Below are 18,727 nucleotides of genomic sequence, written 5' to 3'. Positions count from 1 at the left end.
GCCCGCCACCCGGGGTTTCGGGTGGCGGGCCCTTCGGCGTCCGGGCGTCCGGCGTCAGGTCGTCTGGGGTTCGAAGTCCCAGTAGGGCCGGTTCCGGGAGCGGGCCGAGATGGTGTGGACGTGCTGCTTGCCCAGCGTCGCCTCGAGGTCCGACAGGGCTTCCTGCTCGACCTTCTCCGCCTGCAGCCGGTCCCGCAGCCCGCGCAGATCGGCCGCGTGCGCGATGCGGGCCGACAGGGTGAGCGGGTGGGTGCGCCCGAGCAGCTCGGCGGCCCGGGTCACGGTGTCCCTGCTGAGCGCGGCCGCGCTCTCGGTGTCGCCGACCAGGTTGCGCAGGGCGGAGGCGTTGAGGGCGCATCCCAGGGTCCAGGGATGGTTCTCCCCGACCGCCTCCGTCATCGCGGCCAGCGCCTGTTCGAGGAGGACGTGGGCGTGCTCCCGTTCGCCCACGTTGCGCAGGATGAGGGCCTGGTTGGCGCGGGCCCCGGCGACGAAGGGATGGTCGTCGGCGAGCATGACCTCGTAGCGCGCGACGACCGCCTCGCTGAGCTCCCGGGCCTGGTCGATGTCACCGTGCTCCCGGGCGAAGCAGCTCTGGGCACAGGCGAACATGAGGGTCCACGGGTGTGTCTCGCCCATGACCCGCTCGCCGTTGTCCAGGACGGTGCTGAAGAGTTCCCCGGCCCTCGCGCGATCCCCGTTGCGGTACAGGCACAGCGCGAGGTTGTACTCGGCCTTCAGGGTCTGCGGGTTGCTGTCCCCCATCACGATCGCGTTGTCGCGGACGCTCTGCGCCTGGATCGACTCGGCCTCGGTGTAGCGGCCCAGCAGCCGCAGGTCGATGGAGTACGAGATCTGTGAGTCGAGCGTCCACGGGTGACGCCCCTTCAGCACCAGCCGCCGCGCCTCCATGACCTGCCGGTCGATGTCCAGCGCCTCCGGGTAGGCGCCGAGCAGACGCAGCGAGACGGCCACGTTGTTGCGCGCGTTGAGGGTGCGCGAGTCCTGTTCGCCGAGGAGTTCGTGGTAGGCCAGCTGACTCCACCGGGACAGTTCGAGCGCCTCGTCGTAGCGGCCCAGGCCGCGCAGGTCGGCGGCGAGACCGCTGGCGAAGCGCAGATGCTCCAGGTCCTGCGCTCCCCGCTCCTCCCGCAACTGCTCGACGGCCGCGCGGTTGAGTGCCTCGGTCCGCGCGTACTCACCGCCGGCCCGCAGCACGTTGACGTAGTGGAACGTCAGCTCCCAGATCCGCGGGTGGCTCTCGCCGAGGAGCGAACGCCAGGACTCCATGGCGCGTTCGCCGAGCTTGATGCCGGCCGCGTACTCGCCGGAGAAGTACATGTAGCGCAGGCAGTTGAGGACCAGGCCCTGCACTCCCGAGTCCCGGCTGTTGAGGACGTCCGCGTACTTCAGGTGGGGCACGATGTCGGCGTACCGCTGCCACAGGCGGGTGTCGGTGGGCCTGCGGGGGTCGGCCGCGGCCAGCGCCCGGCGCACGACGTCGATGAACTCGGCCCGGTCCGCGTCCGGCATGTCCTTCTGGACGATCTGGTGGACCATCCGGTGCAGATAGAGGGACTCGCCGGAGGAGACCACCTCGTCGCCGAGGGTCTCGTGGGACTCCAGGCGCACCACGGAGTACTGGCGGAGCTGACTGATCGCCTTGTTCCACAGCAGGGGGTCGTTGAGCAGCCCGGCGATCTGTTCGGGCAGGTCGCCGCTCGGCATCTCCTTGAGGAGGCGTACGGGGATGAAGCCGGGCGCGAAGAAGGTGCACAGCCGCAGGAGGTCGACGGACTCGGGGACGGTCTCGCGGAGTTTGTTCAGCAGTATCGACCACGCGGTCTGGAAGGCGAGCGGGAAGTCGGCCGAGACCTTCACGACGTCCTGGTCGATGCCGCCTTCCAGCAGTCCGATGTACTCCTGGACCGACAGGTCGGAGTCGTTGAGCCAGCCCGCCGTCTGGTCGAGCAGCAGCGGCAGGTCCTCCAGGGCCTCCGCCAGCAGGTCCGCCTCCGGCTCGGCGAGACGCGGCGCGCGGCGGCGGATGAAGGCCACCGACTCGTCCCGCGCGTACACCGGCACTTCCAGCAGCATGCTGTTGTGCTCGCTCCACTCGGGGTTGCGCGAGGTGATGATCACGTGGCCGGGGCCGGTGGGCACCAGGTCCCAGATCTGGTCGGGCTCGTCGGCGCCGTCCAGGATCAGCAGCCAGCGGGCGTAGGGGTCGCCCCGGCGCAGCGAGTCCCGTACCGCGCGCAGCCGCTCGCCGTACTCCTGGCCGGTCCGCAGGCCCAGCTTGGGGGCCAGTTCGGCCAGCAGGCGTCGGTAGGTGACCCGCTTCTCGGCGTTGACCCACCACACGACGTCGTACTCGGAGCCGAAGCGGTAGACGTATTCGGCGGCGAGCTGGGTCTTGCCCACGCCCGACATGCCGTGGAACGTGACCACGCCCGCGCCCGGCGCGGCGCCCTGCAACTGGTGATAGGCGTCGTTCAGGAGGGACTCGCGGCCGGTGAAGCGCGTGTTGCGGCGCGGCACCCCGCCCCACACCTCGGGCATGGACGCGGGGAAGCGGGGCGCGCGGCGTTCGACCGCCGCCGTCTCCGGGAGCGGTCCTGCGGGCAGGCCGAGCCGGTCCAGCAGGCGCCGCTCGGCCTCGTCGGCGCCCACGTTGATCAGTTCGACGGGGGCGAGTACGGCGGCGGCGGTGGGCACGGACGCCGTGGTGACGGAGACGGCCGCGAAACGGGACGGGTCGGGGCCCACGACCTCGCCCAGCGCCGCGTTCCACTCCTCGCGGGTGCGCGGGCCCAGTTGGAAGTACCACTCGCTGACGAGCACCAGAATCCGGCCCTCGGCCATCTTCAGGTGGCGCAGCAGGTCCACGAGCGGGACCTCGGCCGGCGAGTCCCACCGCTGGAACACCACGCGCAGCCCCCGGCGCTCCAGCCGGTCGCCGATCCAGGCCGCCCAAGCCCGGTTGAACCCGGCGAAGCTGATGGTGACGGTCTGATGCGCCGCCTCCCCCACGGTCGTCCTGACCGGCGTACGAGCTCCAGACATGCAGCGGCCTCCAGCGCGTAGTCCACGAAAATCCTAGAACCTCGGCGCATCGCTGGTAAGTACGGCGGGCCCGCGAACGACACCTCGGCGCGACGATCTTTCCGCAGGGAACGGCTCGACGCCGGTATCTTCACCCATTCGGCCGCGGCACGGACGGGGCCTGACGTCGCGTCCACAGGGTGCGCGCGGCCTTCAGGTACGCCTGGGCCCGGGCCGTGTGGCCCCGGGGCGCGGGATGGTCGCCCATGTCCTCGTAGGCGGTGGCCATCGCGTCGACGAACCGCCGCCCCGGGGCGGTGAGGTGAGGCGCGCCGACGAGGGCGGGCAGGGCCGCCCCGACCTGGGCTCGGTAGCGGGCGTGCTGGGCCCACGCCGGCTCCCGGTGCGCGGGGTCCGCGGTGAGAGCGCGGCGTTGGAAGAAGTCCGCGAGCCCCAGATGCGCGTAGGCGCCCTGCAACAGGCCGTCGAACGGCCGGGGATCGGGTCTCCAGGGCGCGAAGTACCGTGCCTCCGGGCCCGCGTGATGGAGCGTCGTCAGGTCGCTCAGCGCCGCCAGCTTGGCGTGCTGGAGTTCGTGGACGAGTGTCCCGGCGAAGGCCACCGGCGACGGCGGGGTGCTGCACAGCAGCGCGCCGAACGCGTCGCGCCGGGTCGCGCTGCAGCCGCCGCCCCCGTCGTCCTCCGCGTCCGGCGGCATCTCCAGGGGGACCAGACACCGCAGCAGCGCCAGCGCCTCCGCCTCCCGGTGCGCCCCACCCGTGCGCAGGGCGGCGGCCGTGCCCGACCAGGCCTGGAGCCACCGTTTGCGTTCCGGGTCGTCCAGGGTCGTCGGCGCGCTCAGGGCGCGGTGGCGGGGGTCGCCCCGTGCGGTGCGGTACGGGTCGAGGTCGTCCAGGGGCAGCGGATCGGCCTCGGGAACGAGCCCGGGCAGCGCGTGGGCCGGCGTCCAGGCGAGCGCCCCGGACCAGGCGCCGAACCCGCGTTCCAGGAACACGGTGACGTCCGCGGCGTCGGGCCGGCGGAGCGTCACCCGGCCCCGGGCGCAGGTGACCCGGACCGGGACATCGCCGGCCGTGGCGGTGTGCAGGGTCCCGAGGGAGGGGAGGTTGAGCACGCCGTCACGGCCCGTCAGTCCGACGGTGAAGGGGATCCCGGAGCGCGCGGCGGCCACGGCCGCGAGGGCGCTGAAGTGGGCCAGGGCGCGCCGGAGTTCGCGCGCGTTCTCCTCGGTCGGCGGTCGCTCCGCCGGGTCCAGGCCGCGCAGACAGCTCAGGGCCCACGGCCCGGTGAGCGGGTACAGCAGCCGGGCGCGCGCGAAGGAGGGGGCGCCGCCGCCGGGCGCCTCCGGGGCCCGGCGGCCGGGCGGCGCGGCGCGGTCCGCCTCGGCCAGCAGCGCCCAGTCGTCCCGCAGCCGCGACCGCTCCGCCGCCGAGCAGACGGCCGGGTCCGCCGCCTGCGCCGCGTCGAGCACCGCGCGCAGCAGGAGCAGCCGCCGGGCGTCCTGGTCCCGGGCCAGCAGGGCGAGCGTCTCGGGGCCGCCTCCTGACCGGCCGAGTTCGGTGAGGGCCCGGTCCGGGATCGCCGGCAGCGTCACGGGATACCCCCTTCGGATGAGCTCGGGACGACGGCGCCGGCGGCCGCGGCGGGGGCTGTGCCGACGGTGGTGGCGGCGAGCCGGGCGGCCACATGGCGGATGAAGCGCTGGAGGTCGGCGCAGTACACGGAAGGGTGACGGAATCCGTCCCCCGCCCGGTACCGGTGGACGTAGTGACCGCCTCCGCAGACCGAGACCAGCGGACAGGCGCGGCACTGCCCGGCGAGGGCCGTCGCGCCCGCCTGCCGGGCCACCACCCCCGGATGCCGCAGCGCTTCGTCGAAGGTGTGCCGGAAGACGTCCAGGCCGGTGCGGGCCGCGCCCTCGTAGGCCGATTTCAGGGAGTCCACCTGCTCGATGGACCCGTCCGTCTCGACCACCACGGCGTCGAAGGGCTCCAGCCCGAGCGCTTCGCCGATCGCCGGCAGGCCGAGCAGCAGCGCGACGCACTCCTCGAAGAGCCGCACCCGTGTCTCCCGCCGCCCGGCCCGCCACCAGCGGTCGAAGACGGTGCACAGCCAGTCGCCGTACACCTTTCCCGTGCTGTCCCAGTGGGGCGGTGGGACCGACCAGTTCCCGTGCGGCAGCAGCAGGTCGAGGGCGGGCGGGCGCAGGGCGAGCAGGGACTCGTACGTCCGCACCGGGTCCTGGGTGACGTCGACGACCGCCAGGATCCCGGCGTACGACTCGGGGAACCGGTCGGCCACGAGACGCGCGCCGCGCGCGGCGGCGGGCCAGGAGGGGCGTCCCGCGTGGTCGACGCGCATCGCGTTGTGCCCGGGCAGGCCTCCGTCGAGGCTGATGCCGACCCCGATCCGGTGCCGGGCCAGGACCGCCAGGCGCCGCTCGGTCAGCAGCGTGGCGTTGGTCTGGACGACGGCGCGGACGGTGCAGCCGGCCGGGGCGCGGTCGCGGACCAGGGCGGTGAACCGGCCGAGCGTCTCGGCTCCGGCCAGCAGCGGTTCGCCACCGTGCAGGACCAGCGAGAGCGCGGTCAGGGCGTGGGCGCGCGCGTGCTCGGCGATGCGGGCGGCGGTGCGGTCGAGGACCTCCGGGGGCGCGGCGGCGGGGCGCCCGCGCCAGCTGTCGTCGGGGCCCTCGTAGAGGTAGCAGTACCGGCAGGCGAGGTTGCAGCGGCCGTGGACCTTGACGATGAACTGCCGGAAGGGCGCGTGCTGTTCCGCCACATCAGCACCCCCCGTCGTATGCCCGCGCCACGACTCGGCCCGTACGGGAACCGCTTCCCGTCGCGGGGGACGGCCCAAACGCGGAGCGGTCGACGCTGGCCGATTCGGTGGGCGACACGACCGAAACCGATGTGGCGCGCGGGTCGCCCCCGTGGTGGGCCGGACGGGCCGTCAGAAGGAGTTGCTCCATCCCCAGAGCATCTCGCTCGGCCGCCCGGCCCGCTCGCGCAGATCCGCCAGCACCTGTTGGAGCAGGGGGTGCTGGATGGTCGCCAGGTCGGCCAGGCTCAGCTCGGTCAGGTCGGGCAGCGCCGACAGATCCGGGAGCGCCGCCCGTTCCTCCACGGGCTCCGCGCGGTACGTGCTGTCCGTGCCGTCCATCTCGTTCCCCTCTCGTGCCGGCCCGCCCCGTGCCGCCGCGTTCAGCCCAGCTCGGCCAGCCGCCGCGCCGTCTGCTCCGCGGTCGGCTCGCCGGTGCCCAGGTAGTCGTCCGGCAGCCGCGACCATTCCGCGCGGGCCAGGCGGTAGGCCTCCCGGGCGGCGCGCGGCCGGGTGGCCGCCTCGTAGGACATACCCCGCCAGTGGTGCGCCTGCGCACCCAACTCGACGGCCTCATGGCGCCGACGACCGGTTTCGGCCAGCCCCTCCGCCTCCCGGGACGCCTCCGCCGCGTCGCGGAAGGCGTCGACCGCGAGGTCGAGCCGGGCCGGGCGGCGCAGGCTGCGGTAGGCCTCGAACTGGACCTGGCCGAGCTCCAGTCGGCAGCGGGCGGCCAGCAGCGGATCGCCCGCGTCCGCCGCCGCGAGGCCGAAAAGGTGCTCGGCCTCGCGCAGGTCGACCCGGTCCCCGCGGGCCCGGTAGCGCAGCATCAGCGCGCGGCCGAGCAGCAGCAGCCGGTGGGCGACCTGACGGCTGCCCGCCGGGGTCTCCATCCGGCAGTCCCGCAGCACGCGGATCGCCCGGGACAACACGTCCTGCGCGCGTGCCCCGGACTGGAGGCCGGCCAGCCGGAGCAGGGCCTCGCCCCACTCGGCGAGGACGTCGGCGTGCGCGGGCGCGTCGCGGGACATCCGCTGGGCGGCCTGCGCGAAGTGGTCCGCGGCCGCCTCCAGCTCCGCCGGTTCGCCCGACTCGGCGTAGCGGGCGACGGCGATCCGGCCGGCCCGGGCCAGCAGGGACGCGCGCCGGCCCTGTTCGCGCACCAGGGCGAGGCCCTCGTCGACCCGGGCCTGGGCGTCGTCCAGCGGTCCGCCCGCCTGGAGCAGCGCGTCGACCAGGTCGAGCAGGACGCGCACCCGCGCGCGTGCCGACTCGGCGGTGTACGGCTCCGCGCCGGTGTCCAGGGCGTTGCGCAGCGACTGCGCGCCCTGTTCGGCGTAGAGGCGGGCCTGGACGGGATCGGCGGTGGCGCCGGAGAGACGCAGCAGGATCCGGCCGTGTTCCAGGGGGAGTTCGGGCGGGCGCCGGCGCCGGTCGGGCCAGACGTCGGCGAAGGCCTCCAGCATGCCGACGGCGCCCTGGAGCAGCGCGCTGTCCCCGCCGAGCCGCCACTGCGCCTCCAGGGCGCGCACCCGTTCCAGGGTGAGTTTCAGCGCCTGCTTCTCGTCGAGCCCGGGCGCGGCGCAGGCGACGGCGTACTCGCGGTCGGCGCGGCGCAGCAGGTCCAGGGCGCCGGTGCGGTCGCCGCGTCGCCTGCGGTCGGTCGCGGCCGCGTGCAGCACCCGGGCCAGCACGGCTCGTTCGTGCAGCCGGCGCGGGTGCGCGGTCGCCCGTTCCGCGGCCGCCTCCGCCTCCCGGAGGAGGTCGTCGCCGCCCTGCACCTCCCACAGCCGCAGGGTGCAGTGGGCGTACTCGGCCCACAGTTCGGGGTCCGCGCCCGTCCGCTCGCGCTCGGTGGCGCCGCGCAGCAGCTGCACCGCGTCGATGACGTCCTGGATCATGCCCTCGCCGTCGAAGCGCTCGATCAGCGCGCGGGCCCTGCGGACCGCCTGGTGCGTCGGCCGGTCGACGGGCTGTCCCGGCCCGGTCCGGCCTCCGGGGTTCTCGAACTGCTCGGGCAGCGGCATGAAGCGCCGCAGCACGCGGGCCGCGACCTCGGCGAAGGGCTGCGGCACGGGCGCCTCCTCGCCGTTGCCGCCGTTGTCCCCGTGGTCCGCGTGGTCCGCGTGGTCCGCGTGGTCGGTGTGGTCCGCCGGGTCGCCGTGGTCCCCGCCGTCGCCGCCGTCCGGGTGCGGGGTGCCGGGCGCGTACGGGCGGCCCGCGCCGCCGTCGCCGAGCTGGGCCAGGGCGAGGGCCGGGAAGTTGGGGCCGCCCTTGCCGAAGCGCTGCTCGATGTACTGCGAGCAGTGCTTGAGCACCAGCATGGCCTCGTCGCGGCCCAGCCGGGACAGCAGGGCGTCCCGCACGTCGGGTTCGATGCGGTACCACTGGGCGCCGCCGTCGGCGTACTCCTCCGACACGCGCGTGACCAGGCCGCCGACCAGCACCTCGGCGAGTTCGGCCGGCCCGGAGTCGGGCAGCATCGTGCGCTGGACGAGCTGCATCACGGGCAGGCACAGGGGCGCGGCGGCCAGATAGACGGCGAGCCGTCCGGCGGCCGGGGAGGCGCTGGAGCTGAACCTGCTGACCCGTTCGAACGGCGTGCGCCGCCGGTCGGCGCGGGCCGCCGGGGCGGCCGGCTGGTCCGCGCGCACCCAGCCCACGGCCCCCGGGACGGGCCCCGCGCCGGCCCCGGACAGCAGCCTGGCCCAGGCGCCCAGGGCCACCGGCTCGGGCGGCAGCACCGGCACCGGCAGCGCTCCCCTGCGCGCCTCGGCCGGGACGCCCGCGGGGGTGCGTACGCGCAGGGCGGCCGCGCCGCCCAGCGTCTCGCCGCGGCTCAACTCGCAGAACAGCACGGGCAGTCGGGTGCGGTTCCACAAGCGTTGCGGCAGCGGCTGGAGCACGGCGACCGGGCCCTGCCGGGAGAGGTGGTGCAGCAGCCGGTGCGCGTGGCCGCTGTGCCACAGGGGGCCCGCGCAGTCGCTGACGAACAAGACGATCCGCCGGCCGGTGGGATCGCTGAGCCGATCCGCCGAGTGCATCGGGGCCGCGTAGGCGTCGGGGCTGCGGCTGACGGCCGGTTCACCGTCCGGCCCCTGGTGGAGATGACTGACCTGGATGTCGGAGAAGGCGCCCAACTGGCCGAAGACCTGCTGGAGTTCGACGAACAGACGGTCCCACACCCGCATCGAGGACGAGGCGTCCAGGACCAGCTGGAGCCGGGCGTCCCCCCGGGTCACCGCCCGGTACACGGGCAGGATCAGGCCCCCCGCCTGCGCGCTGCGTTCCGCCGTCGCCGTCTCGTCGAGCCGGGTGCGCAGCGGCGGTGCGGGGCTCCGGTAGCGCTGCAACCGCCGTAAGGCGCGCTGGAGTTCGAGCGGGGCGGGCAGTACGGGGGCCGCGGGTACGCCGACCGGCAGCGCGGCGGCCCGCCCCGCGCCGCGGGTCCGTTCCACCCCGTCCTGCGGGACCGGGTACAGGCTGACCCGCCCGTCGGCCCCCACGTCCTGCGGTGGCCGCTCCTGCCGTTCGGGGCGCTCCCCCCGCGTCCGTCCGTCCCCGTCCGGGCCGCGTGCGCCGTCCGGCCGGGGCGCGGGCCCGCCGCCGGTCCCGGCGGGCCGGTCCTCCTCGTCGGGGGCCTCGACCGGCCGGGTCCAGCGCGCCAGCCAGAGCGCGTCGCACAGCTGCGGCACATCGGGGTCGAGCCCGACGTCACGCAGCCGCGCGACGAGTTCGGCGAGCGGATCGCCGCCGCGCGGCACGGGGGCCGGGGCGCCGCCGGGCTCGACGGGGCCGCCAGAGGCCGGTCCGGCGCCCGGGGTGCCGGGACGGCGGCCGTCGGGCGGGACGGGGCCGTGGCGGGCCGCTGCGTCGGGCATCAGGCCCTCACCTCGGGCGGTCGAGTCGCTGGATGAGCAGGTCGGCCAGGCGGTCCCGACTGGGCGGCGCTGCCGCGTCGGTGAGGTAGATCGCGTTCAGCAACTGGTCCGCCGCGAGGAGTTCACTGCGCGACCGCTCCAGGAACCGCGTGATCAGATCGTCCCCCGCGCGCGCCGCCTCGTCGCCGAGGTGGGCGCGGACGAAGGTGGCGAGCCGGTTGTGGTCGGGGCGCCCCAGCTCCAGGTGGATGCACCGGCGCATCAGCGGGGCCGGGAAGTCGCGCTCCCCGTTGCTGGTCAGTACGACGAACGGGAAGGCCCGGCAGCGCACCCGGCCGTCCCGCACCCGGACCTTGACGCCGTCGGCGGTCAGCACCTCGGCCTCGCCGTCCGGCAGTCGGTCGGCGATGCGCTCCAGCTCGGGAATGGCGAACTCGCCCTCCTCCAGGACGTTCAGCAGGTCGTTCGGCAGGTCGATGTCGCTCTTGTCCAGCTCGTCGATGAGCAGCACGCGCGGGGTGTCGGAGGGCAGCAGCGCGGTGCCGAGCGGTCCCAGCCGGATGTAGCTGCCGATGCCCTCCACGGCGCCCGGCGAGCCCGCCGCCGACCCGAACCCGCCCTGCGCGGCGATCTGCACGTCCTGGAGCCGGGCGATCGCGTCGTAGTGGTACAGCCCGTCCTGGAGCGCGGACCGGCTGACGATCGACCAGCGCAGCACGTTGCCGAGGCCGAGTTCGTACGCCACCGAGTGGGCGAGCGTGCTCTTGCCCGCGCCGGGGCTGCCGGTGACGAGCAGGGGGCGGCGCAGGTAGAGCGCCGCGTTGATCATCTCCAGCTCCTCGGCGCCCGGCCGGTGCAGTTCCGCCAGGTGCCGGTGCGCGCCGAGCCTGCGGTCCTGCGAACCGTCGCCGGAACCGGCCGCGTCACGGCTGGTGAAGTCACGCCAGGGGGGCGGATCGGGCAACCGCTCGATCCCGTCGTGCGGTTCGCCGGCGCCTCGGTAGATGAGCCACTCACTGGATTCGGTCATGATCCGGTCCTCATCACTCGTCCACCGCCGCGGCCGTCCGAACGTGCATCACGTTATCCATCCTGGAGGTGCCTGGTAAGGGGCCGGCCGGCCCCGCGGGCGGGTGCGTTCAAGGGGCCTCCAGCAGGTCTCCGGTCCCGGGCAGCGGCTGGTGGGGGTCGTCGTACAGCAGGGCGACGCCGTCGGCCCAGAACGACTCCGTGCGGCCCGCGCGCAGCCGCATCCGGAGGTCGTGCACGGCCTCGGGCAGGTGCTGCGCGCTCGGCGGTTCGGCGACGCCGTCGATCGTGCCGCGGTGGAACTCCCCGCAGACCGCGTCGGCCCGGCCGTGCCGCCGGCGCCACAGGGCGACGCCGTAGCCGCCGAGCACGATCCGGGCGAGTGCCTCCGCGTCGTCCTCGTACCGGAGGTCGCCGTACCGGCAGAGCACCGGGACGGTGCCGTGCGACAGGGCGCGCAGCTGCTCCACGGTCGGTACGGGTTTGCGCAACCCCTCGTCGCAGTCCAGGACTTCGGCCTTGGCGCGGTGCGCGTGCAGCCAGCGCCAGCGGGCCCGGCGCTCCGCGTCCAGCTCGTCCGGGTCGTCCCACTCGTCCTCGCCGTCGGCACCGTCGGCTTCGGCCGTGCCGTCCGGTCCTCCCCCGCCGTACGCGCCGAACGCCTCGTCGGGCAGCCGGTCGCGGTCGGAGCAGCGCACGACGACGGGCCGCAGCGCACCCAACGGCTCCTGCCCGGAGGCGAGTTGCCAGTTGTCGACCTCCAGGCCGAGCAGCGCGTGCGGCAGCGCCACCTGGAGGAGAGCGGGCCTGCCGGGCTCGTCGCAGTGCCGGAAGGCCTCCCCGAGCGGACCGGCCAGCTGCTCGGGCAGGTCGGCCAGCGGCGTGCGCTCGGCCTCGTGCAGCCGGACCACCTCGCCGCCGGGCGCGGCCACCGAGACCGACCAGTCGCAGCGGTCGGGCTCCCAGCCGCGCCGCACCAGTTCGAGCAGGGCGGAGGGCCGGCCCGCGCTGCCGACGGAACGGCCACGCGCGCGTGCGTCGGGTCCACCGTGCCGCCGGTGCCGGCTGCGCCCGCCGGGGCCGTCCGCCGGACGGACGCCGCCGGAGACCGTGTCGGGGGCGGCGCGCTCCGCCTCGTCCCGTCGGCGCAGCCGCTCGACGCGCTGCTCGGCGAGACCGGACCGGTAGCGGGCGCCGAGCCGCTGCGCGGCCTGCCACACCCAGACCCACAGGGCCTTCTCGGCGTCGGCGGTGCTGGGCACGACGAACGGGCGCGGAGCGGACATCGCGCGCATCGCGTAGTCGAGGACGAGTTCCAGCGCCCCGTCGTCGCTGGCGCTCTCGTACAGCGCCCCGAGGCCGTCGCGCCAGCCGCGTGGCGCGGGCAGCGGGGTGAGGGCCTGGAGGTCGGGGAGGGAGTCGAGGATGTCCAGCAGGCCGCGGGTGCTCTCGGGCGGCGGGAGTTCGGCGAGCCGGCCCAGCAGCTGGATCCGCTCGTCCGGGCTGAGGGTGCGGCCCGGCCGCGCGCCGAGCCTGCCCTGTACGTCGGTCCAGGTCTGCCGCCGGGCGGCCGGATGGCGCTGCCGGTCGCGGTGGTAGCGGTCGTGGGCGTGGAAGACCGCCTGGTAGAGGTCGCTGTGCTCGGCCGTCGTCATCGCGGGGACCCGTAGGGTGCGCAGCTGCTCGATCCCGGTGGACGTGCCGCCGGGCCGGTGGTCCGAGCGCGCCTTCAGCACGCCGATCACCTCGCCCCGCTCGGGGTCGATCACCGGGCCGCCCGAGACGCCGTACGGCAGGTCGTTGTCGCCCAGCCGCATCTGCACGTCCGAGGACCAGCCGCCGATGGTGCCCTGCACGGTGAGCGTGCCGTCCAGGACCTGTAAGCGGCCCTCGTTCTCGGTCCAGCCCGCGTACAGCACCCGGCCCTCGCCGTAGTAGGCGGCCGGGCGCTCGGAGACGTACACGCACTCGTGGTCGTCGACGGGTTCGGTCAGCTGGATCAGCGCGAGGTCCGGGGCGGGCCAGTTGCCCGCGGGCAGGGCCTGTCCCGCGCGGTCGGCGCGGTCGGGAAGCGTGGCCACCACGCGGCCGGGGGCGGCGGACGTGCCCCGCCCCGGCGCTGTCTCGTACACCACCGCGACCTCGCCCCCCTCCCCGCCGCAAGCTACGTGTGCGCAGGTCAGAACCCAGTTCGGGGCGACGAAGAAGCCGCTACCGAGGAACGTGCCGGGCTCCTCCAGGGCATACCCGACGGCCGGGCGATGAATGCGCACGGTCGCCGCGACGACGAGTCCACGCAGCGCACGACGGGCCGCATCGAACGCGTTCGATGCGCCCGGGGCGTGCCCGCCCGTCACTCCGGGCCCCCGCCCACGGTGCCGTCGGCGCCCCCGTGCATCGGCGCGCCGGGGGACGCGCCCGCGCGCCCGGCCCCGTCCGCCCCGGACGACGAGCCGTCACGCGCGCGGGAGCCCGCGCCGGGGCTCGCGGGAGGTGGGGCGCCCAGGTCCGGCGGTCCGCTGTTCCAGGTGAGGGTGACCGTGATGCCGGCCTTGGCCTCGCCGTCGGCGAGCAGGCCCACGACCTTCCCGGCCTTGGCGGTCAGCTCGATGCCGAACTCGACGCTCACCTCGTCGGGCCGCACCGCGCGCAGCGGCTCCGCCAGCGACCGCGCGACCCCCGTGACGAGCGCGTGCAGGCTCTCCACGCTCGCCTCCACCCGCTCGGCGAACCCGGTGTCGCTGTACGACAGCCGCCCGGACGGGGCGGAGAGCTCCCCCGCCCCCGAGATCCGGGCCCACACGGGCGTCCCGTCCGGCAACGCGATGCGCGCCACCCGCGTCACGTCCTCACCACTCATGACACTCCCCCGCCCTCCCCAGTCCCCCCGGCCCCGCCCGTCGGTGCGCGGGCCGGCCATGGGGTTCCGACCGCGCGAGGGCCCCGGCGGCCCTCGGGGCGCCGTCACCCTGCGCCTATCCTTTTCCTGTCCCCTCCCCCGACGGAGAGCGGGTCTCTTCCTCCCCTCGCAGGAACAAGGGTCCTTCCCCCGAGGGGGGATCCCTATCCCTGCGACCGACCCACGGAGCACGATCCATGTACTTCACCGATCGCGGAATCGAGGAACTCGAGAAGCGGCGCGGCGAGGAGGAGGTCACCTTCGAGTGGCTCGCCGAGCAGCTGCGGACGTTCGTCGACCTGAATCCGGACTTCGAGGTGCCGGTGGAGCGGCTGGCCACCTGGCTGGCACGGCTGGACGACGAGGACGACGAGTAGGCCGTTCGCGGCGGTTCGCGTGGAGGGGCGCCCCGGGGCGCCCCTTTTTCGTGCGCCTGCGCGCCGGGTGCTCACCGGAACAGGTGCCTTGACTTTCCCCGTCCGCGATATATCGTGTTTTACGTGAGACGCGATATGGCGTGTCACGCCGCCGCGTGGAGGAGGTCCGCACCATGACCGAGTGGTCCGTCGCCGAGCCGAGGAAGCTCTCTTTCGACGAGCCCGTGAGCGAACTGCGCGTGCGCATCGTCGACGGCACCGTGAACATCGTGGGCACCGACGAGGGACCCGCCCGCCTGGAGATCTCCCGGATCGAGGGACCGCCCCTGGTGGTGAGCCATCACGACGGGCACCTGACGGTGGCGTACGACGACCTGCCATGGAAGGGCTTCCTCAAGTGGCTCGACCGCAAGGGCTGGCGACGCAGCGCCGTGGTCTCGCTCGCCGTGCCGGCGGGCACCCGCGTGGAGGTGGGCGTGGTCAGCGCCGGGGCCGTGGTCTCCGGCATCGAGGGCCGCGCCGAGGTGAGAGGGGTCAACGGGGACACGACCCTGGTGGGCCTCGCGGGCCCGGTGCGCACGGACACGGTCTCCGGGAGCGTGGAGGCCCAGGCCCTCACCGGCGACCTCCACTTCAACTCCGTGTCCGGCGATCTGACGGTGGTCGAGGCGGGCTCCTCCGTGAAGGCCGACTCCGTGAGCGGGTCGATGATCGTCGACCTGGATCCGACCAGCCGCCCCGCGACGATCGACCTGAGCAGCGTCTCGGGCGAGATCGCCATCCGGCTGCCCCATCCGGCGGACGCGCGGGTGGAGGCGAACACCGCGAGCGGCTCGGTCTCCAACGCCTTCGAGGACCTCCGGGTCAGCGGCCAGTGGGGCGCCAAGCGCATCACCGGCCGCCTGGGCGCGGGCAACGGCAGCCTCAAGGCGACGACGGTCTCCGGCTCGATCGCCCTCCTGCGGAGGCCCCCGACGGAAGACGCGCCGGACGACGCCTGGGACGAAGCCCCTCACGAGGAGCCGCAGACCGAGCCGGCGCCCGGCCCGGCACAGCAGACCCCGGCCCCACCAGCACCAGCGACGGCACCAGCACCGGCACCAGCACCAGCACCAGCACCAGCACCAGCACCGGCGACGGCTGCGGCCCCGGCAGCGGCGACGGCGGCGGAGCCGCCCCCGACCTCGGCCGCGGCCCCGGATCCGACCTCGGCTCCGAGCCCGGCCACGGAGACCGGCCGGGAGGACGAAGGGCGCTCAGGCCGACCCGCCGACTCGGGGGACAATGCCGTTTCCGGCCAGGGCGGCGAGAGCTCCTCCGGCGGCCCGGCCGACAGCACGACCGACAAGAAGGTGCTCTGACATGCCTCCCGTCTTCGCCCACGGCCGTCTCCGTCTCTACCTGCTGAAGCTGCTGGACGAAGCGCCGCGGCACGGCTACGAGGTGATCCGCCTCCTCGAAGAACGCTTCCAGGGGCTCTACGCGCCGTCGGCGGGCACGGTCTACCCCCGGCTGGCCAAGCTGGAGGCCGAGGGCCTGGTCACCCACACCACCGAGGGCGGCCGCAAGGTCTACGCCATCACCGACGCGGGCCGCGCCGAACTGGCCGACCGCAGCGGCGAACTGGCCGATCTGGAGCTGGAGATCCGCGACTCGGTCGCCGAGCTGGCCGCTGAGATCCGGGCCGACGTACGCGGGGCCGCGGGGGATCTGCGGCGCGAGATGCGGGCGGCGGCCACCGAGGCCCGGCAGGGCGGCGGGGCGGGCTCCGCGGACCAGGGCGAACAGGGCGAGTACGGGGAGTACGGCGACAAGGAGTCGTGGCGCATCGCCAAGGAGGAGATGCGCCGCGTCAAGCAGGAGTGGAAGGAACAGGCCCGCCGGGCCAAGGACGAGAGCCGCCGCGCCCGCGAGGAGGCCCAGCGGGCCCGCCGCCAGGCCAAGGAGGCGCAGGAGAGGGCCCGCACCCAGGCCCAGGAAGAGGTGCAGCGCATCGCCCGCCGGGTCCAGGAACAGGTCCAGGACCACTTCGCCCGGGGCGACTGGCCGACCGGCGTCCGCGAGGGCCTGACGGAGCTCGCCAAGGAGTTCGGGGACTTCGGCAGGGAGTACGGCAGGGACTTCGGCTTCGGCCGCACGGGCACGACGGGCACGGCCGGCTCCACGACGGCCACGGCGGGCCCGACGCCGACCACGCACCCGGAGGACTCCCGCACCGGGAAGTCCCGCCCGGCGGAGGCATCCCGCCCGGCGAACGACTCCTTCGGCACGGACGACTCCCTCGGCGCGGACTACTCCCGCACCCCGCAGGACTTCCCCGCCGCCTACGAGCCGGCCTGGGCGCACGAGGACACCGGCGGTGAACCGGCCCGGGATCTGGACCGCCTGCTCGACCGCTTCCGGGACGACATCCGCGACGCGGCCCGCGACCACGGCGTCACCGCCGACCAGCTCCGCGAAGCCCGACGCCACCTGTCCACGGCGGCGGCGCACATCGGGGTGATCCTGCGAGCACCGAAACCCTGACGCCCACTCCCGGCGGACCGGCCGGCAGCCAGGCCACAGCACAGCCGCGGACCGACGGCAGACCGACGGCAGACCAGCCGCAGCCAGACCGGCCGCAGAGCATCAGGCAGGCAGGCAGGCGAGCAGGGCTGACAGCCTGCCCGGCCCGGCCTGGCTCAGCCTGCCCTGGCCTCGGTCGCGGCTCCGGGTTCGCCTCCTCGCCCGGTCCCGTACAGCACCCGGGTGAGGGACGCGTGGGTGACGCCGTGGTCGGCGAGGATCTCCGCGGAGACGCCCCGGCGGGTGGTGAGGGCGAGCAGCAGATGCTCGTCGCCGATGTGCCGTTCCCCGTGGGCGACGGCGACGCGCAGGGTGCCGGTCAGCAGGTCCTTGGCGCCGCGGCTGAACGCCCGCCGCCCGGACCGCCCGCCGAAGAGGCCGCCCCGCCCGGCGGCGGCCAGTGCTCCCTCGCCGTGCGTCTCCTCGACCCTGGACACGATCTCCGACAGGTCGATGCCGAGCCCGGACAGGGCGTCCGCGTCGGCCCGGGAGAGTCCGCCGCGGCGGCGCGTCTCGTCCAGGTCCCGTACCAGCCCCGCCCGTCCGCCGGGCGGCAGACCGAGCGAGGCCAGGGCGAAGGAACCGCGGCTGCCCTCGCGGTCGAGCAGGGACAGCAGCACATGGGTCTCCTCGACCCGCGCCGCCCCCTCCCGTTCGGCATGTCCCGCCGCGCCCTCGACCACGGCACGGGCGTCCTTCGTGAACCGCTCGAACATCAATGCCTCCCGTACTTCTTGTGCACGGCCTGCCTGCTGACTCCGAGCTCCGCGGCGATCTCCTGCCACGACCAGCCCTGGTTGCGCGCGCTGCGCACCTGCACCGCCTCCAGCTGCTCCAGCAGCCGGCGCAGTGCCGCGACGGCGCGCAGTCCGACCCGAGGATCGCGGTCCCCCGCGCGTTCGGCGAGATCCGTTGCTTCGGTCATGATGTCAACCTACGTTGACACGCGAGCCCTGTCAACCATGGTTGACACGAACGGCATGCGAAAGGCGGGCCCGGAACCCCGGACCCGCCTGACGACCCGCGGCGGAGACTCAGCCGTGGGTGAGCACGATCTTGCCGAACTGGTCGCCCGACGCGAGCCGTTCGAAGCCCTCGCGGGCCCGGTCGAGCGGCAGCACCTCGTCGATGACGGGCCGGACCCCGGTGGCGGCGCAGAAGGAGAGCAGGCCCTCCAGCTCGTCCTTGGTGCCCATGGTGGAGCCGACGACCTTCAGCTCCAGGAAGAAGATCCGGGTCAGCTCGGCGTGCGAGGGCCGGTCACCGCTGGTGGCGCCGGAGATGACGAGCGTGCCGCCGGGCCGCAGGGACTTCACCGAGTGCGACCAGGTCGCCGCGCCGACGGTCTCGATGACGGCGTCCACCCGCTGGGGGAGCCGCGCGCCCGGCTCCACCGCCTCGACGGCGCCGAGTTCCAGGGCCCGCTTCCGCTTCGCCTCGTCCCGGCTGGTGGCGAAGACCCGCAGTCCGGCCGCGCGGCCCAGCACGATGGCCGCCGTGGCGACCCCGCCGCCGGCGCCCTGGACGAGGACCGAGTCGCCGGGCCGTACACCCGCGTTGGTGAAGAGCATGCGGTACGCCGTCAGCCAGGCGGTGGGCAGACAGGCGGCCTCCGCGAAGGAGAGTTCCTTGGGCTTGGGCAGGATGTTCCAGGTCGGCACGGCGACCTGCTCGGCGAAGGTGCCCTGGTACCGCTCGGTGAGGATGGACCGGGGCTCGTCGGGCCCGACCCCGTGCCCGGTCTGGCCGATGACGGAGTGCAGGACGACCTCGTTGCCGTCCTCGTCGACCCCGGCGGCGTCGCAGCCGAGGATCATCGGCAGCCGGCCCTCGGGGAGCCCGACGCCCCGGAGCGACCAGAGATCGTGATGGTTGAGGGAGGCGGCCCTGACATGGACGGTGCTCCAGCCCGGCCGGGCCTCGGGGGCCGGGCGCTCCCCCAACTCCAGGCCGGAAAGCGGCTGGTCGCGGTCGATTCGGGCGGCGTAGACGGCGAACATGCAGCCGACGATAGGGTCCGGCGGCGGCAAGCGAAACCGGACGCCACTGTGAGACATACCCTCTTGCGCGGCCCAGCGCCTCCACCCACC

At 74.7% G+C, this 18,727-nt stretch carries 14 protein-coding genes; 3 read left to right on the top strand and 11 right to left on the bottom strand.

The genetic code is table 11. The features are described 5' to 3' along the window. Positions 1–54: 54 nt before the first annotated feature. The 8 genes from fxsT to J2X68_RS17310 form a co-directional block, all read right to left on the bottom strand. On the bottom strand, positions 55–3,066 hold the full coding sequence (gene fxsT, locus J2X68_RS17345) for an FxSxx-COOH system tetratricopeptide repeat protein (protein WP_310433443.1): 3,012 nt from the start codon (positions 3,064–3,066) through the stop codon (positions 55–57). Positions 3,067–3,196: 130 nt separating this feature from the next. Then, positions 3,197–4,660 (bottom strand): aKG-HExxH-type peptide beta-hydroxylase, encoded by a 1,464-nt coding sequence (locus J2X68_RS17340; protein ID WP_310433442.1) that lies wholly within the window; start codon positions 4,658–4,660, stop codon positions 3,197–3,199. Further along, positions 4,657–5,847: an FxsB family cyclophane-forming radical SAM/SPASM peptide maturase gene (locus J2X68_RS17335; protein WP_310433441.1), complete on the bottom strand. Its 1,191-nt coding sequence runs from the start codon at positions 5,845–5,847 to the stop codon at positions 4,657–4,659. Before J2X68_RS17335 ends, J2X68_RS17340 begins: the two co-directional genes overlap by 4 nt. Before the next feature lie 171 nt (positions 5,848–6,018). Next, positions 6,019–6,228, bottom strand: coding sequence for an FxSxx-COOH cyclophane-containing RiPP peptide (gene fxsA / locus J2X68_RS17330; RefSeq protein ID WP_310433440.1), 210 nt, complete (start codon positions 6,226–6,228; stop codon positions 6,019–6,021). A gap of 41 nt (positions 6,229–6,269) precedes the next feature. Then, positions 6,270–9,767 carry an SAV_2336 N-terminal domain-related protein gene (locus J2X68_RS17325; RefSeq protein WP_310433439.1) on the bottom strand — a complete coding sequence of 1,166 codons (3,498 nt, stop codon included), beginning with the start codon at positions 9,765–9,767 and terminating at the stop codon, positions 6,270–6,272. Between the two features lie 7 nt (positions 9,768–9,774). After that, the gene (locus J2X68_RS17320) at positions 9,775–10,797 is read right to left on the bottom strand and encodes a MoxR family ATPase (RefSeq protein WP_020130728.1); all 1,023 of its coding nucleotides are present in this window, start codon (positions 10,795–10,797) and stop codon (positions 9,775–9,777) included. A 109-nt stretch (positions 10,798–10,906) separates the two neighbouring features. After that, the gene (locus J2X68_RS17315) at positions 10,907–13,153 is read right to left on the bottom strand and encodes a trypsin-like peptidase domain-containing protein (protein WP_399040165.1); all 2,247 of its coding nucleotides are present in this window, start codon (positions 13,151–13,153) and stop codon (positions 10,907–10,909) included. Continuing rightward, positions 13,150–13,656, bottom strand: coding sequence for a CU044_2847 family protein (locus J2X68_RS17310; RefSeq protein ID WP_310433437.1), 507 nt, complete (start codon positions 13,654–13,656; stop codon positions 13,150–13,152). The genes J2X68_RS17315 and J2X68_RS17310 overlap by 4 nt, the downstream gene beginning before the upstream one ends. 236 nt (positions 13,657–13,892) lie before the next feature. Here J2X68_RS17310 and J2X68_RS17305 point away from each other — a divergent pair, with 236 nt between their 5' ends. The 3 genes from J2X68_RS17305 to J2X68_RS17295 all read left to right on the top strand — a co-directional run bounded on the left by J2X68_RS17305 (position 13,893) and on the right by J2X68_RS17295 (position 16,598). Next, a complete protein-coding gene (locus tag J2X68_RS17305; RefSeq protein WP_003992906.1) occupies positions 13,893–14,072 on the top strand; it encodes a DUF6104 family protein in 180 nt (59 codons plus the stop codon). A 173-nt stretch (positions 14,073–14,245) separates the two neighbouring features. Continuing rightward, positions 14,246–15,433 carry a DUF4097 family beta strand repeat-containing protein gene (locus J2X68_RS17300; protein ID WP_310433436.1) on the top strand — a complete coding sequence of 396 codons (1,188 nt, stop codon included), beginning with the start codon at positions 14,246–14,248 and terminating at the stop codon, positions 15,431–15,433. 1 nt (position 15,434) lies between these two features. Further along, positions 15,435–16,598 (top strand): helix-turn-helix transcriptional regulator, encoded by a 1,164-nt coding sequence (locus tag J2X68_RS17295; RefSeq protein WP_310433435.1) that lies wholly within the window; start codon positions 15,435–15,437, stop codon positions 16,596–16,598. Between the two features lie 155 nt (positions 16,599–16,753). Here J2X68_RS17295 and J2X68_RS17290 read toward each other — a convergent pair whose 3' ends face one another. The 3 genes from J2X68_RS17290 to J2X68_RS17280 form a co-directional block, all read right to left on the bottom strand. Further along, a complete protein-coding gene (locus J2X68_RS17290) occupies positions 16,754–17,353 on the bottom strand; it encodes a Clp protease N-terminal domain-containing protein (protein WP_310433434.1) in 600 nt (199 codons plus the stop codon). Next, complete coding sequence (locus tag J2X68_RS17285; protein ID WP_016437953.1) at positions 17,353–17,562, bottom strand: helix-turn-helix domain-containing protein; 210 nt, start codon at positions 17,560–17,562, stop codon at positions 17,353–17,355. The genes J2X68_RS17290 and J2X68_RS17285 overlap by 1 nt, the downstream gene beginning before the upstream one ends. 109 nt (positions 17,563–17,671) lie before the next feature. Further along, a complete protein-coding gene (locus J2X68_RS17280) occupies positions 17,672–18,637 on the bottom strand; it encodes a zinc-binding dehydrogenase (protein ID WP_310433433.1) in 966 nt (321 codons plus the stop codon). Positions 18,638–18,727 lie beyond the last annotated feature (90 nt).

This window comes from Streptomyces sp. 3330 (assembly GCF_031456635.1).
GTDB lineage: Bacteria > Actinomycetota > Actinomycetes > Streptomycetales > Streptomycetaceae > Streptomyces.
Note: the sequence above shows the minus strand (reverse complement) of the source record. Positions and strands in the feature narration are given on the sequence as shown.

Excerpts from the sequence above, each read along its gene's own strand:
- fxsT (WP_310433443.1), bottom strand. The coding sequence starts at position 3,066 with ATGTCTGGAGCTCGTACGCCGGTCAGGACGACCGTGGGGGAGGCGGCG.
- fxsA (WP_310433440.1), bottom strand. The coding sequence starts at position 6,228 with ATGGACGGCACGGACAGCACGTACCGCGCGGAGCCCGTGGAGGAACGG.
- J2X68_RS17325 (WP_310433439.1), bottom strand. The coding sequence starts at position 9,767 with ATGCCCGACGCAGCGGCCCGCCACGGCCCCGTCCCGCCCGACGGCCGC.
- J2X68_RS17320 (WP_020130728.1), bottom strand. The coding sequence starts at position 10,797 with ATGACCGAATCCAGTGAGTGGCTCATCTACCGAGGCGCCGGCGAACCG.
- J2X68_RS17310 (WP_310433437.1), bottom strand. The coding sequence starts at position 13,656 with ATGAGTGGTGAGGACGTGACGCGGGTGGCGCGCATCGCGTTGCCGGAC.
- J2X68_RS17305 (WP_003992906.1), top strand. The coding sequence starts at position 13,893 with ATGTACTTCACCGATCGCGGAATCGAGGAACTCGAGAAGCGGCGCGGC.
- J2X68_RS17300 (WP_310433436.1), top strand. The coding sequence starts at position 14,246 with ATGACCGAGTGGTCCGTCGCCGAGCCGAGGAAGCTCTCTTTCGACGAG.
- J2X68_RS17295 (WP_310433435.1), top strand. The coding sequence starts at position 15,435 with ATGCCTCCCGTCTTCGCCCACGGCCGTCTCCGTCTCTACCTGCTGAAG.
- J2X68_RS17290 (WP_310433434.1), bottom strand. The coding sequence starts at position 17,353 with ATGTTCGAGCGGTTCACGAAGGACGCCCGTGCCGTGGTCGAGGGCGCG.
- J2X68_RS17285 (WP_016437953.1), bottom strand. The coding sequence starts at position 17,562 with ATGACCGAAGCAACGGATCTCGCCGAACGCGCGGGGGACCGCGATCCT.
- J2X68_RS17280 (WP_310433433.1), bottom strand. The coding sequence starts at position 18,637 with ATGTTCGCCGTCTACGCCGCCCGAATCGACCGCGACCAGCCGCTTTCC.